This is a genomic window from Pedobacter sp. (assembly GCF_041645105.1).
GTDB lineage: Bacteria > Bacteroidota > Bacteroidia > Sphingobacteriales > Sphingobacteriaceae > Pedobacter.
Genome location: NZ_JBAZQQ010000001.1, coordinates 600,268 through 615,802, shown reverse-complemented (window position 1 = coordinate 615,802; position 15,535 = coordinate 600,268). Strand labels below are relative to the sequence as shown.

13 protein-coding genes are annotated in these 15,535 nt (G+C 37.8%); 5 read left to right on the top strand and 8 right to left on the bottom strand.

The genetic code is table 11. The features are described from left to right. Positions 1-73 precede the first annotated feature (73 nt). From pxpB to WC623_RS02565, 4 genes are all read left to right on the top strand, one after another. Positions 74-781 carry a 5-oxoprolinase subunit PxpB gene (pxpB, locus tag WC623_RS02580; protein ID WP_372847946.1) on the top strand — a complete coding sequence of 236 codons (708 nt, stop codon included), beginning with the start codon at positions 74-76 and terminating at the stop codon, positions 779-781. Then, positions 768-1,736, top strand: a complete 969-nt coding sequence (locus WC623_RS02575; protein WP_372847945.1) for a biotin-dependent carboxyltransferase family protein — start codon at positions 768-770, stop codon at positions 1,734-1,736. The genes pxpB and WC623_RS02575 overlap by 14 nt, the downstream gene beginning before the upstream one ends. Further along, positions 1,729-2,496 (top strand): LamB/YcsF family protein, encoded by a 768-nt coding sequence (locus WC623_RS02570; protein WP_372847944.1) that lies wholly within the window; start codon positions 1,729-1,731, stop codon positions 2,494-2,496. The genes WC623_RS02575 and WC623_RS02570 overlap by 8 nt, the downstream gene beginning before the upstream one ends. 63 nt (positions 2,497-2,559) lie before the next feature. Next, entirely contained in the window at positions 2,560-2,796 is a 237-nt protein-coding gene (locus tag WC623_RS02565; RefSeq protein WP_372847943.1) for an isoleucyl-tRNA synthetase, read from the top strand. Between the two features lie 8 nt (positions 2,797-2,804). On the opposite strand, the gene WC623_RS02560 is transcribed toward WC623_RS02565, so the two are convergent. The 8 genes from WC623_RS02560 to WC623_RS02525 are packed head-to-tail and all read right to left on the bottom strand — an operon-like array spanning position 2,805 to position 12,003. Continuing rightward, positions 2,805-5,189 (bottom strand): phosphocholine-specific phospholipase C, encoded by a 2,385-nt coding sequence (locus tag WC623_RS02560; RefSeq protein ID WP_372847942.1) that lies wholly within the window; start codon positions 5,187-5,189, stop codon positions 2,805-2,807. A 44-nt stretch (positions 5,190-5,233) separates the two neighbouring features. Beyond that, positions 5,234-6,586, bottom strand: coding sequence for an alkaline phosphatase family protein (locus WC623_RS02555; protein WP_372847941.1), 1,353 nt, complete (start codon positions 6,584-6,586; stop codon positions 5,234-5,236). Between the two features lie 16 nt (positions 6,587-6,602). Beyond that, positions 6,603-7,811, bottom strand: a complete 1,209-nt coding sequence (gene eboE, locus WC623_RS02550) for a metabolite traffic protein EboE (protein WP_372847940.1) — start codon at positions 7,809-7,811, stop codon at positions 6,603-6,605. A gap of 1 nt (position 7,812) precedes the next feature. Beyond that, the gene (locus tag WC623_RS02545) at positions 7,813-8,991 is read right to left on the bottom strand and encodes a 3-dehydroquinate synthase (protein WP_372847939.1); all 1,179 of its coding nucleotides are present in this window, start codon (positions 8,989-8,991) and stop codon (positions 7,813-7,815) included. A gap of 12 nt (positions 8,992-9,003) precedes the next feature. Next, positions 9,004-9,912 carry a UbiA-like protein EboC gene (eboC, locus tag WC623_RS02540; RefSeq protein WP_372847938.1) on the bottom strand — a complete coding sequence of 303 codons (909 nt, stop codon included), beginning with the start codon at positions 9,910-9,912 and terminating at the stop codon, positions 9,004-9,006. Between the two features lie 7 nt (positions 9,913-9,919). Beyond that, positions 9,920-10,906, bottom strand: a complete 987-nt coding sequence (locus WC623_RS02535; RefSeq protein ID WP_372847937.1) for a TatD family hydrolase — start codon at positions 10,904-10,906, stop codon at positions 9,920-9,922. Positions 10,907-10,920: 14 nt separating this feature from the next. Further along, complete coding sequence (locus WC623_RS02530; RefSeq protein ID WP_372847936.1) at positions 10,921-11,625, bottom strand: EboA domain-containing protein; 705 nt, start codon at positions 11,623-11,625, stop codon at positions 10,921-10,923. A gap of 6 nt (positions 11,626-11,631) precedes the next feature. Next, positions 11,632-12,003 carry a transmembrane 220 family protein gene (locus WC623_RS02525; RefSeq protein ID WP_372847935.1) on the bottom strand — a complete coding sequence of 124 codons (372 nt, stop codon included), beginning with the start codon at positions 12,001-12,003 and terminating at the stop codon, positions 11,632-11,634. A gap of 118 nt (positions 12,004-12,121) precedes the next feature. Here WC623_RS02525 and WC623_RS02520 point away from each other — a divergent pair, with 118 nt between their 5' ends. Next, a complete protein-coding gene (locus WC623_RS02520; protein ID WP_372847934.1) occupies positions 12,122-15,505 on the top strand; it encodes an SNF2-related protein in 3,384 nt (1,127 codons plus the stop codon). Positions 15,506-15,535: the final 30 nt, after the last annotated feature.

Genomic DNA, 15,535 nt, shown 5'->3' with positions numbered 1-15,535 from the left:
ATTATTTGTTATTTCTCGGAATGATATTTGGTATCTTGATTTTATATATTTACAACTAGCAACATCTTATCTCATGGAAATTGCCGAATCTATTTTGTATTACCCTTTGGGAGACAGCGCAGTTGTCATTGAACTCGGACAAGCGATTTCTGAAAGAATTCATAACCACATTATTGCAATAGGTGATTTTCTGGAAGAATATTCCTTTGATGGTTTTATTGAATACGTACCAGCATTTACTACTGTAACGGTATTTTATGATCCTTTGATTACAGATTATAAAACTGTTGAAATCCATTTAAAGGAAATGCTCGATGAGGTAAGTGAAGAGAAGAATTCTATTCCTGCAATAACTGTTGATATCCCTGTTTTATATGGGGGAGTTCAAGGCCCTGACCTCACTTTTGTAGCAAAAAATGCGGGGATTTCTGAGGCAGAAATTATTGATGTACATACTGAGAAGGAATACCTTGTATATATGATTGGCTTTGCGCCAGGTTTCCCTTATCTGGGAGGGATGAATGAAAAGATCGCTAGTCCGCGTAAAGAAGTCCCTTCGACTAACATTCCGGCAGGTTCTGTTGGAATTGCCGGAATACAGACCGGTATTTATCCTATAGAAACTCCAGGGGGATGGCAGATCATCGGACAAACCCCATTGAAGCTATTTGATGTAAACAGGAACCCTCCAGCATTAATCAAAGCTGGAAATAAACTGCGCTTTGTCGCGATAACTGAGGATGAATTTGATGAAATGAAAGCGGAATATGATGGGGATTAAAGTTTTAAAAGGTGGAATGCTAACTACAATACAAGATCTTGGTAGAACGGGCTATCGTAAGGAAGGTATTATTGTAAGTGGGGCTATGGATAGACTGGCTCTTGAAATAGGAAATTTATTGTTGGGAAATGACATTAGTGAAGCTGGATTAGAATGTACATTACTTGGTCCGAAGTTACTTTTTAAAACTACACAGCTCGTGGCTATAACAGGTGGAGATTTAAATCCGACAGTTAACGGAGAGCCTGTAAATATGTGGCGACCAATCATTATACCCGAAGGTGCAATATTGAGTTTTAGTACTCCTGTAAAAGGTTGTCGTTCATATATAGCCTTTTTTGGTGGTTTAGATTTGCCAAAAGTACTTGACAGTTATGCAACGTATTTAAAAGCGGGGATAGGTGGTTATAAGGGTAGGGCACTTAAAGCTGATGATGAGTTATCCTTTAAAAAATCATATCAACAAACAGGTAATTCTTTTAAATGGGCGGCTGACCTAAGGATGTATCCTGATCTTAATAATCCAGAGATAAGAGTCATGGAAGGGCCGGAGTTTGAGTCTTTTAATAAACAAACTATATCAGATTTATTTAATAAACAATATATGATTAGTAAAGCTGCTGATAGGATGGGCTATCGTCTGGAAGGGCCAGCATTACAATTAAGTCAGCCAAAAGAAATGCTTTCATCAGCTGTGACCTTTGGAACAATACAGGTTATACCCGATGGCGGAATGATCTTGTTAATGGCTGATCATCAGACTACAGGTGGTTATCCACGTATTCTACAAGTTATCACAGCTGATCTGACTAAACTGGCGCAAATGCAAAGTGGACAGCAAATCCGTTTTAAACTGGTTACCCTGGAAGAGGCTCGAACGGCTCTATTGAATAGAGAAAAGCAAATCAAACAATTGAAACAAGCATTAACATTAAAGAGATCAGTTTATGAATAAGGATCAATATAGTGTAGATCTGAATTGCGACATGGGGGAAAGTTTTGGGAATTATCAAATTGGTAATGATGAAGCTATTTTTCCATATATCACTTCTGCTAATATTGCCTGTGGCTTTCATGCGGGGGATGCAGCAGTTATGAAAAAGACTGTAAAACTGGCTTTGAAATATAATGTTGAGATTGGAGCACATCCTGGTTTACCCGATTTGCAAGGATTTGGCCGAAGGGAAATGGCAATTAGTACTGAAGAAGCTTATGATTTGGTTATTTATCAGATAGGGGCATTGATGGGCTTTGTAAAATCAGAAGGAGGAGTCTTACATCATGTTAAACCACATGGAGCACTTTACAATATGGCGGCTGTAAATGCAGGCATTGCTGAAGCAGTTGCAGAAGCAGTGTATAAGATTGATCCAACATTAGTATTATATGGGTTATCAGGGACTGAGTTAATAAAGGCCGGGAGTAAAATTGGATTGAGGGTAGCAAATGAAGTCTTTGCTGATCGGACTTATCAGGATGATGGAAATTTGACTTCCAGGAAATTACATAATGCATTAATTTGTGACGTAGGACAAGCAGTAGCACAGTCTTTACGAATGGTAAGAAAAGGATTGGTGACCAGTGTAAATGGCCTTGATATTGCCATCAAAGCAGATACGATATGTTTACATGGTGATACCGAACATGCAGCGACATTTGCAGCTAAAATTCATACGGCATTTAAAGAGAAGAATATAGGACTGCAAGCACCATAGTAAGGCGAAAAATTGGTTCAATATTTGTTAAATATTGATAATCTAAACTTAATACTGTGCATTATGATAAAGGTATTGAAGCTTCAAAAAGCCGTGTGGCTTATTGTTTTGGGCATTATCGGGCTAGTTGCCTTTAAGATTATGGAGGCAAATAAACTAGAGTCAGCTATTTATGCACTTAGGCTTTCAGGAATTCTATTTTTAGCGGCTGCTATATGGTTCGTTTATCCTATTCTACAAGCGAAAAAAGTAAATGATGAAGAGGTTCAGCTTGATCCTGAGAAACATACGGAAAATTAAAGATCCGATTACAACAGACCAGCCATAAAAGGATCGGTAATCGAATCGTTTTCAGTTTCTACATGCCCTGCGTAATGCCTTAAATACATAGGGTTGTCTTTTATTTTTATACTGAAATCATACCAGCAATTGCTACTTTTTAAATCCAGTATTAATTTTGATTTCTGCTTGGCTCCCAGTATGATCACCTTCTGAGTCATATTTTTATATATATCATCAGTTATTTCAATTTCAATTTTTTGACTACTTAGATTCTCTAAGTATAATTCAATATTTCCTGTTGTCTTTTTTGTTAAACGGCCTGAGCTTTCATAGAGACAGTTAATGTTTAATGAAGGATCGTTTTTACTACCTTTAAAGTTTCTGAAAAATCCATTAGGTGCAGTTACTTTAAGGTCATACTGCTCATTAGCGAAGTGACTCAGCCTGATATGATCACTAATTTCATCCCCATTAATAACGGCATAGTTCCAGGTTTTCCCTGCTTGTCCTTTGTATATATCTGATGTATATAATAAAAATGGGGCACCTACAGGAACAACTTTTTGCCCGAAGTTCCCTTTACCCGATTTCAAGGTCAATGTGATGTTTTCTTTCTTAGCATCTAGTTTACAGTCTGCAAATAGTTGATAAGGAAGCGAACAGGCTGGTTTAGTGCCTTTCTCCTGTTTTGGCATGACAGCAGGAGAGGATGGAGAAAAAGATGGATAGACATTGATGTCTTTTATTTCCTGAAGAGTTAAAGGATTAGGCTTTACCTGGGCGGGTTTATTTTTTGCATTATTAATACTGATAATTACCTCTTCCTTTTTCAATAATGGAGGTACATCAGTCTGAACTCCGATAGCTGGACGGAAAACAGATGTCAGATCACCACATATTGCACGTCTCCAACTACTGATATTATTACTCCTGATGGTTTTTCCTGTCTTTTTGCTTAAAAAATGTTCTAGAAACATCAGACATGAGGTATGGTCAAATACCTGTGAATTTACATAGCCACCTTTGCTCCATGGCGAGGCGATTAGCATAGGGACTCTGTAACCTAATCCAATCGGACTATCTTTTTTAAACTCATAATCTACTGCCACATCAATTTTAGCAGAAACTTTACCTGTGTCTGTTGCATTAGGTTTTGGTACTACATAAGGAGGTATATGGTCAAAGTAGCCATCGTTTTCATCGTAAGTAAGAATGAAAATGGTCTTCTTCCAAACCTCGGGATTTTTAGTAAGGATATCTATAGCTTCAGAAACATACCATGTACCGTATAGAGGTGAACTGGTATGATCAGAGAATTTCTCGGGTGCTACAAGCCAGGAAACTGTAGGTAGTTTGCCATTATCTACGTCTGATCGGAATTGATAAAAGATGTCGTTTTTGGGGATGGCGATGTTTTGTTGCTGCCCCATATCATCCGTAAACGAGAAAGGTTGTAGCGCCAGATAATTATTAGGTGAATTGATATTGGTTGCAAAAGCTTTGTCTATCAGGTTTTTTTCTCTTGTCGACAGCTTATCGTATTTTGCTCTTACTTCTTCGGCAGTTAAAGGTGGTTTAACAGATTGATCACCATTTTTTCTGAAATAAGCGGAAAACTTAACGTTATAGCGTTTCACATATTCAATCGCATTGTCGCCATAATTGCCCAACCAACTGTCAATGCCCTCCCCCTTTAATCTTGAAGTCCATAATTCATTCTGATATATTTTCCAGCTGATGTTATTGTCTTCCAGGATTTCAGGAAAAGTATCCCAGTCTACATAAACATTATCACGGGATTCTGCCTGTGAATTATTTACAGTTGCAACGGACTCTCCATTTTGTTCTGGTCTGATGGTACCTGTCCAGAAAAATAACCTATTGGGTGTAGTACCTGTTAATGAAGAGCAGAAATGGTGATCGCAAATGGTAAATGCATCAGCCATTGCGTAATAAAAGGGGATATCACTGCGATCATAATAACCTAAAGACATGGCACTTTTTACAGGCACCCAGCTATCGTATTTGCCATGGTTACGAGCTGCAAGCTGATCATTCCAGGAATGAGGGAGGCCACCTTGCCAGGTAATCATTGTCTTATTAATGTCGACATGAAATGGAGTATAAGTATTACCTTGTTCATCCTTTTGTAGCCATACTTTATTCTTATCAGCCTGGGCAAAAACTCTGGGATTGTTAAATCCCCGGACCCCTTTAAGCTTTCCGAACATGTGATCAAAAGAACGGTTTTCCTGCATTAAGAATACAATATGCTCAGCATCCATGAAAGTACTTCCGGGGTTGGCACTTATAGCCATTGCCTTCTGTATAGACATTGGCATTACATTGGGCAGTCCGGCTGCTCCTGATAATATTGCGGCTTTTTTTAGGAATTCTCTTCTTGAGCTCATACGGTTTACCTATTCGGGTGTAAACCAAACTTAGATATTTTATTTTATAAGTTCAAGGCCTTCCAGATTACATCATAAACCTGTGTAGCGTTTATATTTTCTTGGTTAATACTGCTGTCGGTAATGAGTACTGGATGGAATTCTACAGGGGTATTTATACTTCCATGTGAGCCTTTTATCAAATTCGCATCTAATGGAATTACATCCATAATATATCTGAAGCCAGCTTTCTTTCTTAATAGTTTATATGCAGCTCTTGGTTTGGACGACATAAACATCTCTACAGGATCATAGCCTGGTTTTTTATGTATATCTACGCATCGTGCATAATCAGGAGCTAAGGCATCATCTAACCAGAAATAATAAGTAAACCAGCTTTGTGATTCGGCCACCAATACAAAATCCCCTGCACGTTCATGATCCAGACCATGAGTCTGTTTGCCCTCCTTGTCTAAAATTAAAGCAATGCCAGGTGTTTCTTCAAGAATACTTTTTACCTTTTCAATAACGGTTGGATCATTGATGTAGACATGCGCAGCTTGATGGTCGGCCACTACAAAGGCCTTTGAAGCCCCCGCGTCTAATAATTCCAAACCTCGCTCAACGCGGATTTGTAAAAGTCCCGCATCTCTAAAAATACGATTCAAATGAATTGGATTTTTTACAGGGATTATGCCATACTCCGAAAGAATTATAACATTCGCGTTTTTACTTTCGTAATAGGTGATTAAGTCTTTTAAAACACTGTCAATTTGGTTTAGCTCCTCACCGATAAGACTAAAATCGTGACCAAATTTTTGCAGACAATAGTCCAGGTGCGGGAGGTATACAAGGGTCAGTGTAGGATCATATTGTGAATCAGTTAATATGGATGCATCGGCAATCCATTTGGATGATTTAATATTGGCTCCAGGGCCCCAGAATTGAAACAAGGGGAACTGACCAAGCTTATCTTGCAATACATCTCTCAACTCTGCCGGTTCAGTATAGCAATCAGGCATTTTTCTGCCATCGGCAAGATAATTTGGTCTTGGGGTTGCTGAATAATCTGCATTGGAATACATATTATACCACCAGAACATATTGGAGCAGGTAAAACCTGGATTTTCTTTTTTTGCACGGTCCCAAATTTTTTCAGCCTGTACCAGCTTGTTCGATTGTTTCCAAAACTTAATTTCCGCATCCGTTTTGTCATACCATCCATTGCCCACAATACCATGGTCACTAGGTAGTTTACCGGTTAAGTATGTAGATTGTACTGCAGTAGTTACAGCAGGTAGCATAGGAGTAATGTTATTCAGCTTTTTGGTCTTAATGTATTGTTCTAAAAATGGAGTATGTTTTCCAATCAGGTTTGAGGATAACCCCACAACATCTATAACTACAGTTTTCTTCATCTTAACGGCTTATGGTCTATGAGAGAGCGTTTATAACCCAATTTAGTTCATTGCTGATAGACTGGGCAATGGGTAATTTTATTTGTTCTGGCAAAACTTCCCAGGTATAGGTTTCTACCTCAAGGTGATTGGTAAAAGGTTTTGCTTTCTGCAATTGGAGTACTTTAACAATGTCTTCCTGTGTAGATTGCAGCAAACCAATTTCCTGAATAGAGATAGGTACATGGAAGTGTGAACGCCATTGCAATACATCATCATCATTCTCTGCCTCAAGTGCAGCTGGAAGATCCGTATAGCGGATTAAGCTCCCATCCTTTTTTAGAGCAACAACCTGATGTAAATATGTGGGTTCGTTGAATGTTGCAAAGTTTGTTTTTATTAAGCCCTTATCTTCAGTCGTTCCCATTAAATTTGCTTTCAGCGCAGCACTGATCTGTATTTTCCCAACTCGGATACCTTTTTGTTCCAGCTCAGTTAATACAACTTCATGACTTTCATAACCAATAGCAAAGTGACAAACATCGTAGCATAAGCATATGTGTTTTTTCAATAGCATTTCAGCATCATGATCTGAACAGCCAAACTGATTAGCAATCAGAGGAATTCCTAAAACGAGCAAATCATTTTCGAACCAATCTATAAACTCTGTTCCTGTTTCCAACATTCCATCAGGTTCTGGTTCAATATCAAGATGTAGGAGCTGGTTATTTTCCTTTGATATTTCTATTAATATTTTGACTACCTCGATAATGTTTAGCGTAGCTGTTTGCTTGGAAGCTTCAAAATCCGAAGAGCTTTTAAACCAGTGTCTGTAGCTTAGTGGGGAGGTAGAGATTCCTCCGTCCATACCTTCAGGTAGTAATGATTTAAGGATGTGAAACAACCTGATGGTATAATCCTTACGCTCTTGCGTAGTCCAGTCTGGGGTATGCACATTTTCTTTAACAATGGCGCGATGAAAATCCCCATAAGGGAAGCCATTCATGGTAAAAACATATGCTTCATTTTGTTGTAGCCACTGCTTTAACTGTAATAGATAATGAGGATTACTTAATTGAATACTAGCTTCATTTGAAAGCCTTAAGCCTAATCCCAAGGGCTGATCCGGAGAAACATTTTGTTTTATAGCAGGGAAATTCTGCTGTAAATTATCAAAATCTTCAGTCCAGTTTTTTCCAGCATGGATGTTTGTACAATAAGTCAGGTGTCCAGTATTTACTTTCATATTAATTGCTGCCAGCGGTTAAGATCATGTGGTTTTTAGCAAAGTCAGCAACATATTTGCTAGCTTTTATTAACAACTGATGATTCATTTCGTGTACTTCTTTTCCAGTTCCGAGAGCAGTTAAAAGTGTGATGGTTAGCTTGCCCCCAAGGTGTTCCTGGAACTCTGCCAAACCTTTTAAAATGGCCGATTGTTCATCCTTAATTTTAATAAAGGCATCGGTTATTTCAAAATCAAGATTTATTAATGTTTTAAGAATTCGCTGCAATTCATTTTCCGGAAGTAAGCCCGTTAAAAAGGAATAGGTGCTATCGAGTGCTATACCCATTGCTACGGCTTCTCCATGTAGAACACTGAAGTTACTCAGCTGTTCTTGTTTATGCGCACTCCAATGGCCAAAGTCGAGCGGCCTGGCAGATCCTGTTTCAAATGGATCATCACTTGCAATATGATCCAAATGGAGCTTTGCACAGTACTTAATCAGGTAATTCATATTTTCCTGATCTCTGTTTTTCAGGGCTTCTGTATTTGCTTCTATCCAGTTAAAAAACTCGACATCTTTAATCAACGCTACCTTTATGGCTTCTGAAATACCAGAACGGTAATCTCTGTTACTCAAAGTTTGTAAAAACTGATCGTCATTAAAAACTGCTGTAGGTGGTGCAAAGGTACCCATGAAGTTTTTTTTGCCTTTGTAATTAATTCCATTTTTAACCCCAATTCCTGAATCATTTTGTGAAAGCACAGTAGTGGGAATACGAATGTGTTTGATACCACGATGTGAAACCGCTGTGGCATAACCTACCAGGTCAAGCACCGCACCACCACCAATGGCAGCAATGTAAGAGTGTCTGTCTATGCCATGATTATCTACCGCCTCTACAATTTTGTCAAATAATGCTGTGTCATTTTTGGAAGCTTCTCCACCTGGAACAATTAGAATATCAGGGATCAGTTTTACTTGCTGTAAGGGCTCAAAATAAGCTTTAATCTCATTGTTAAGATTAGGGTGTGCTAAATACACACCTTGATCTATCACAAAATAGATTTTTTGACCACCTTCCGTTTTTCTTTCCTTAAAGAAATCTGCAAGGGTCGTGTTACTCGAGTTAAATAATGCGCTTGTGAAGTATATTTTATAATCGAATTTTACACTAAATGATTGTTGTAAATAACTCATGGTTGCTGGCGACTAGGTAACGGCAAAAGCTTTGCTTAATAAAATGGATACTGGTAATAAAATAACGATGAATATTGCAATATGGAGCATCCCAAAAGCTGAGGCCCATGCAGCGTTCATCAATATCAATGCAATTACTCCCGATTTTACTGCTTTTCCAATTCTTGGTCCGCTAGGATCTTGCATGGCAATAAAAAGAGGAGTGAAAATCATCAAATTAAATGGAACAATAAATGCCAGAGTAGTAGCTATATTCTTATTGATAGCAGCGAAGTATAGGATACAGGCTGTTACTACAGCATAAAGAATAGCTGCAAAAAAAAGTGTTTTCTTACTCCCACCATGAACTTCTCCTCGACTTATCATTGTTATTGCACCAATATAAATAATGGGAATAATTGCTAGAAACCACCAATTTTGGATCTCGGCAGGAATAATGCTGATCCCCAATAATAAATTAAGTCCTCTGCAAAGTCCCATATTTATTGGCCCAAAGATGGAGCTGTGTTTTAAAAATTTATTGTAAACCAGGCAACAAAACATAATTGCTGCAGCAAGATACTGAGAACTGGGATTATAGAGACCCGCTGAAAAGATACCAATAAAGAAAAATATACCCCCAAAAATGGTAGCTGCTTTTTTGGAAACCAGACCACTTGGAATAGGTCGCTCCGGACGCTCTTTTGCATCTAGTTCTGCATCAAAAACATCATTTAGTATAACGCCACCACTATAAAGACCAATGGTTGAAATACATAAAAGTAGGATTGGAAGTATTTGGGTTTGTTCTCCCCATCCGAAACTTCCGGTAGTTGATGGTATAAAGTAACCTGCTACAGCTATCCCTGCCAACACATCAGCTACTGCTGTAACTACGTTTGCGGGACGCATTAAACGCAGGTATCCTATTAATCTATTCATGTTATAATTAAGAAATAATAATTGAATTTTTGTCTATTCTTGGCTGTTGTCCACCTCGTAATACGGAGTTGCTTGCGAACTTTTGGCTTTGGTCAATGTTCTTAACACTGATAAAATCCTGCTCGTCAATCTGTCCACTTTGGCCAAAAGCTGTAACTGCATTTCGATAGGTAACGAGTTCAATATCTGATAAACTGATGCCCGATCTTTTCATCAAAGCTGCAGTTTTGGGAACAGCCAAAGGGTCGCTGATACCCCAATCTGCTGCAGAATTAATCATAATTCTTTCTGAACCATATTGTTTAACGACTTCAACCATTCTTTCGTTACCCATTTTTGTAAATGGATAGATGGTAAAGGCAGCCCAGAAACCTCTGTCTAGCACTTCTTTTACTGTTTCCTCATTATTATGGTCTACAATAACCATGTGTGGCTCTAAACCTTGCTCTATGGCAATGTCCATACTGCGTTGGGTTCCTTTTTTCTTATCACGATGTGGTGTATGAATCTGAACCGGTAACCCTGCTTCTTTTGCCAGGTCTAGCTGTAGACGGTAGTATTTTTCTTCTAAGGCTGTCTGATCATCAAAACCTATTTCCCCAATGCCAACCACACCTTCTTTAAAAATGAATTGAGGGAGAATTTCCATCACCTGCTCAGCCAGTGCTTCATTATTTGCTTCACGGGAGTTTAATCCAATAGTACAATAATGTTTGATGCCGAATTGTGAAGATCTGAATCTTTCCCAACCTATTAAACTACTGTAATAATCAGTAAAGCTGTGTACACCTGTACGGGGTTGTCCCAGCCAAAAAGCCGGTTCTATCAAGGCTACTATACCTGCATCGGCCATTGCCTGATAATCATCTGTAGTACGGGAAACCATGTGTATATGCGGATCGAAAAACCTCATTCCGCTGATATCGTTCAAATCAAGGGAAGTTGTTACCTTTTCTCCCTTATTCCTTTCTTCAAAATTTTCGTTACAGCACATAATTCATTGTTTATTTATGGGTTCATTTGTTCTGTCAGCTGATAAATCTCGGGTGCGACCGTTCTGCTCGCCGCCAGTCGCTCTTGGATATAGTCTTGTAACGTAGCGGATAATTTTTCATTCATACGCTCCTTCAGACCTACAATCTGGTTTACATTTTTTTCTGTAAAAAAGGCTTTTAAAACCAGTTGGTTCCATGAGGGGTCAGAAAGGAACCGAGCAGGATATGGGTTATGGTACATAATAGCTTCTAATACTGTTCCTATATTACTTCTTATCCCTTCCTCACATCTGTTCAGCCATTCTTCCGGATAACTGTAAAAGGGAAGAGCTGTATAAAGTGCAATTTGCTCATTCATCTCTGCGGTAGCAAACAGACTATTGATTTTTTTTAGATAGGTTTCTTTGTGTGCTGATGGTATTTGCATCAACAACCATACTCTGGCAAATTTATCTAAGGTCCAGTCATAAATTGTAAATCCGGCTAGCTGAGCCTCAATTTGTTTAATTTCCTGATCAAGGACTTCAAATGTTTGCTTGGTAGCAAAACGAGGAAGATGTGCAAAGCATAAGTGTAATTGTATAGATTTCTCTTCCTTTATAATTAAGTCAGTTTTACTCAGTAGCCATTCCAGAACAGCTGGACTTAGGTTTCTTCTCAAGATCAAAAAAAATACATCACTCAGTTTTTTTAAACCGATTGTATCTATTAACAGCATAGTGGATTAATTAATAGCTATAAAATAGTTTATTGCGAGTGCGCCACTGATGATTAACAGACCAAAAAATTCCCTTGTTTTTTCAATATAAGGTTTTGTGGCTTGCATACTTTCTACCAGACTGGGGCTTTTGTATCTGACAATCCAATCGCGTACCCCATCTTTAGCAAAAAATAAATATAAGGCATATATCAGATAAAAAGATATAGCAATAAGGTATATAGCAGGGTAAAAATAATTAAAAACTGCTAATCCGCAGCAAACAGATGCAATCATGTAAATTGGAACCCAAAGCCATGAATCACTGTCATTTAGATTTACATAAGCAAATAAAATAAAGGCAATGCAAAATATGGAGTTTAAAATACTCAGCAGCATAACAATCAAGTTTATATTTGTGTGTTTATTAACTTAATACAAATAAACAGATTATTAAGCCGAATTAGAAAGATCATCGCTTAATTTAGTTTTTTATTATTTACATTATTAATTGCAGGTGGAGAACGAAATCAGTGGTCTAACACATCATTATATTTTAGAAAATTTTAATATTTCCGGATTAACAATTTCCGGCATATTAAAGCATAATAAAGTAAGTATAGATACAGAAGTAAAGGGGTTTTATGAGCTTTCTCCTGCAGAGATAACGGTTAACTCTGCTGTATTTAGGGATCACTCTGATTTGATAAACAATCAGACAATTACTATTGTACAGACAACAGACCGTGTGATGCTTTCTTGTACTTGCATTTCTGTTTTTAATGGTTTATGTGAACACCAGACAAGGGTAATGTATAACATTATGGATCGGGCTTCACTTCGTATATTTTTTGATGAACCCCTTCGATCTATTAAACTAAGGGAGTTTGCTAAGGACTATGGGTTGGAGAATGAAAAAGATCTGGATACGCATTTTCAAATAGAATATGTTAAAGATAGCCTGAGTATCAGCCCTAAAGTAAAAGCGTTATTTCCTGTTAATAAGCAAACAAAAATAGAGCTTAATGAGACTTTGTTAGCTATTAATGAATTGCCAATGGCAATATCTGGCAGAATGACCAAAAGAGATGTAAAGACCATTATAGTTTTTAGTCAGCACCGCTTTTATAGCCATCTGAATGTTTCTTTATTTGAAGGGCTGGAAGGTAAAGATGGGAAGATTAAAAACCCATTGAAACTGATTGATCCTTCGGCGCTGATCTGGACTTCAGAAAGTAGTGACGAGTTGAAATTCCTACACGGTGTATTAAAGTTTCAGAATAATTATAATGATGAAGCCTCGGCTTCGGATCTTGAGGGACTAAAAGCATTGGCTAAAAATCCGCTTGGCCTGAATGTGTATTTGCACGATTCAAAAGTTTCGGCCAATATCTCTGCAAACTCTATTAAATTGGTGGAACTCCGTATTCTGGGGATCGATTTGCTATTGTCGGTAAGTGAGAAAGGAGATTTTTATGAAGTTTCTGGAAAACTGATCCTCGATGGTTTGCCCATCTTTATTGAGGATCTTGTTATTAAACATCATTATTTTATTCAGCTCATTAACAAGCTCTATCTGATTGATAACCCCGACTTCCTTAGGGTAATTGATTTCTTTAAAAAGCATTACGGTAAGATGTTGATTCATAAAACTAAGTTTGATGATTTTTATGAAACTATACTATCCAGATTGGAGGAAAAGGTAAAAATCAATTACGCTTATTTAAAACCTGCTACAAAGACACAGATTGAAGAAAAGGGATTTGATCTGGAAAATGAGCAGATTATATATCTATCGGAATCAGAAGATTTCGTGTTGATCACTCCTGTAATACGTTATAGCAATACAGAAATTCCTATCCTCTCAAAAAAGCAGATTATTGCAAAGGATAAGTATGGAAATTCCTTTACATTAAGACGTGATCAGGAAGAAGAGCTTCAGTTTATAACAAACATTGCAAAGCAACATCCTTTTTTTGCAGAACAGATAAAAGATGGATTGGCTGCTGATTGTTTTTATATGCACCGTAAACATTTTTTGGATATCGAATGGTTTTTGGATGCTTTTGAGGCATGGCGAAGTAAAGGGATCACCATTATGGGATTTAATAAGCTCAACAACAATAACCTGAGCCAATATAGAGTTGAGATTTCTATTAAGGTAATCAGTGGGATTGACTGGTTTGAAACGGTGCCTAAAGTGGAATCTAATGGTGAGGCCATTTCTTTAAAACACCTGCATAAATCTATCCGTAACAAGAGTAAGTTTATTAAGCTGGACGATGGTACTATGGGTATTTTACCTGATGAATGGGTAGAGAAGTTTACCAGTTATTTTAATGCTGGTGAGGTGGTGGACGAAAGTATTCATACCCATAAGATCAATTATAATATGATTGCTGAGCTTTATGATGAACAGCTTTTTGATGAGTCTGTAAAAGATCAGCTGGCGATGTATCGGAAGAAACTTTCGGGGCCAGATCAGATTACTTCTGTAAAAATATCTGAATCTTTAAACGCAGAATTACGTCCTTACCAGCAAGATGGTCTGAACTGGCTTAATTTTCTGGACGATTTTAATTTTGGTGCTTGTCTTGCTGATGATATGGGCCTGGGTAAAACTATACAGATTATTGCTTTTATACTCAGTCAACGTGAAAAGTCAGCCCACAATACAAATCTGGTAGTTGTTCCTGCTTCTTTAATTTTTAACTGGCAAGCTGAGGTTGCTAAGTTTGCGCCATCTATTAAAATCCGTACCGTTTATGGGGCAGACAGATTAAAGGACATACATGAATTTGATGATTATGAAATTGTACTCACCTCGTACGGCACTTTACTCGCTGATATTCGCTTTCTAAAAGCATATCGATTCAATTATATTTTTCTGGATGAATCGCAGAATATTAAAAACCCCGATTCACAACGCTATAAAGCCGTAAGGCTCTTGCAATCGCGAAATAAGGTTGTTTTAACAGGTACACCTATTGAGAACAATACATTTGATTTGTATGGACAGCTTTCATTTGCTTGTCCTGGATTGTTGGGGACCAAGCAGCAGTTCAAGGAATTGTATTCTGTGCCTATTGACCAGTTCAAAGATAGTAAGCGGGCTAAGGAGTTACAGCAAAGAATTAGCCCTTTTATTCTGAGGAGAACAAAAGAACAGGTAGCGAAGGAATTGCCTGATAAGACAGAAATGGTCATTTATTGTGAAATGGGAAAGGAGCAGCGGGAAGTTTACGAAGCTGCGGTACAGGATGTAAAGGATTATATTGAGGGAGTTTCTGAGGATGATTTAAAGAAGAGTAGTATGCATATTTTGCAAGGAATTACGAGGTTGCGACAAATCTGTAATTCTGCTGAACTATTGAAGGATGATAAGTTTTATGGTAATGCATCTTCAAAAATGGAGACTTTGTTGGAACAGATTGAGAATAAGGCATCACATCATAAGATCCTGGTTTTCTCTCAGTTTGTGGGAATGTTGGATCTGATTAAAAAGGAATTACATGAAAGGGGAATTGCGCATGAATACCTGACTGGGCAGACCAGGAACAGGGAGGCTGTAGTTAACTCTTTTCAGGATAACCCTGAAGTACGTGTATTTTTAATTAGTTTGAAAGCTGGTGGGGTAGGACTAAATTTAACCCGTGCAGATTATGTTTATATCGTTGACCCATGGTGGAACCCAGCAGTAGAAAATCAGGCGATTGACCGTACCTATCGTATTGGGCAGGAGAAAAATGTTGTAGCAGTTAGGTTAATTTGCCCGGATACGATTGAAGAGAAGATCATGAAATTACAAGATACTAAAAAAGATCTTGTAGGTGAGCTGATTAAAACAGAGACCTCAATTTATAAGTCGCTTTCCAAAAAAGACTTGCTGGGGCTTTTTTAATGTGAAAAGTTACCATTCTCTTCATCACGG

Excerpts from the sequence above, each read along its gene's own strand:
- pxpB (WP_372847946.1), top strand. The coding sequence starts at position 74 with ATGGAAATTGCCGAATCTATTTTGTATTACCCTTTGGGAGACAGCGCA.
- WC623_RS02575 (WP_372847945.1), top strand. The coding sequence starts at position 768 with ATGATGGGGATTAAAGTTTTAAAAGGTGGAATGCTAACTACAATACAA.
- WC623_RS02570 (WP_372847944.1), top strand. The coding sequence starts at position 1,729 with ATGAATAAGGATCAATATAGTGTAGATCTGAATTGCGACATGGGGGAA.
- WC623_RS02565 (WP_372847943.1), top strand. The coding sequence starts at position 2,560 with ATGATAAAGGTATTGAAGCTTCAAAAAGCCGTGTGGCTTATTGTTTTG.
- WC623_RS02560 (WP_372847942.1), bottom strand. The coding sequence starts at position 5,189 with ATGAGCTCAAGAAGAGAATTCCTAAAAAAAGCCGCAATATTATCAGGA.
- WC623_RS02555 (WP_372847941.1), bottom strand. The coding sequence starts at position 6,586 with ATGAAGAAAACTGTAGTTATAGATGTTGTGGGGTTATCCTCAAACCTG.
- eboE (WP_372847940.1), bottom strand. The coding sequence starts at position 7,811 with ATGAAAGTAAATACTGGACACCTGACTTATTGTACAAACATCCATGCT.
- WC623_RS02545 (WP_372847939.1), bottom strand. The coding sequence starts at position 8,991 with ATGAGTTATTTACAACAATCATTTAGTGTAAAATTCGATTATAAAATA.
- eboC (WP_372847938.1), bottom strand. The coding sequence starts at position 9,912 with ATGAATAGATTAATAGGATACCTGCGTTTAATGCGTCCCGCAAACGTA.
- WC623_RS02535 (WP_372847937.1), bottom strand. The coding sequence starts at position 10,906 with ATGTGCTGTAACGAAAATTTTGAAGAAAGGAATAAGGGAGAAAAGGTA.
- WC623_RS02530 (WP_372847936.1), bottom strand. The coding sequence starts at position 11,625 with ATGCTGTTAATAGATACAATCGGTTTAAAAAAACTGAGTGATGTATTT.
- WC623_RS02525 (WP_372847935.1), bottom strand. The coding sequence starts at position 12,003 with ATGCTGCTGAGTATTTTAAACTCCATATTTTGCATTGCCTTTATTTTA.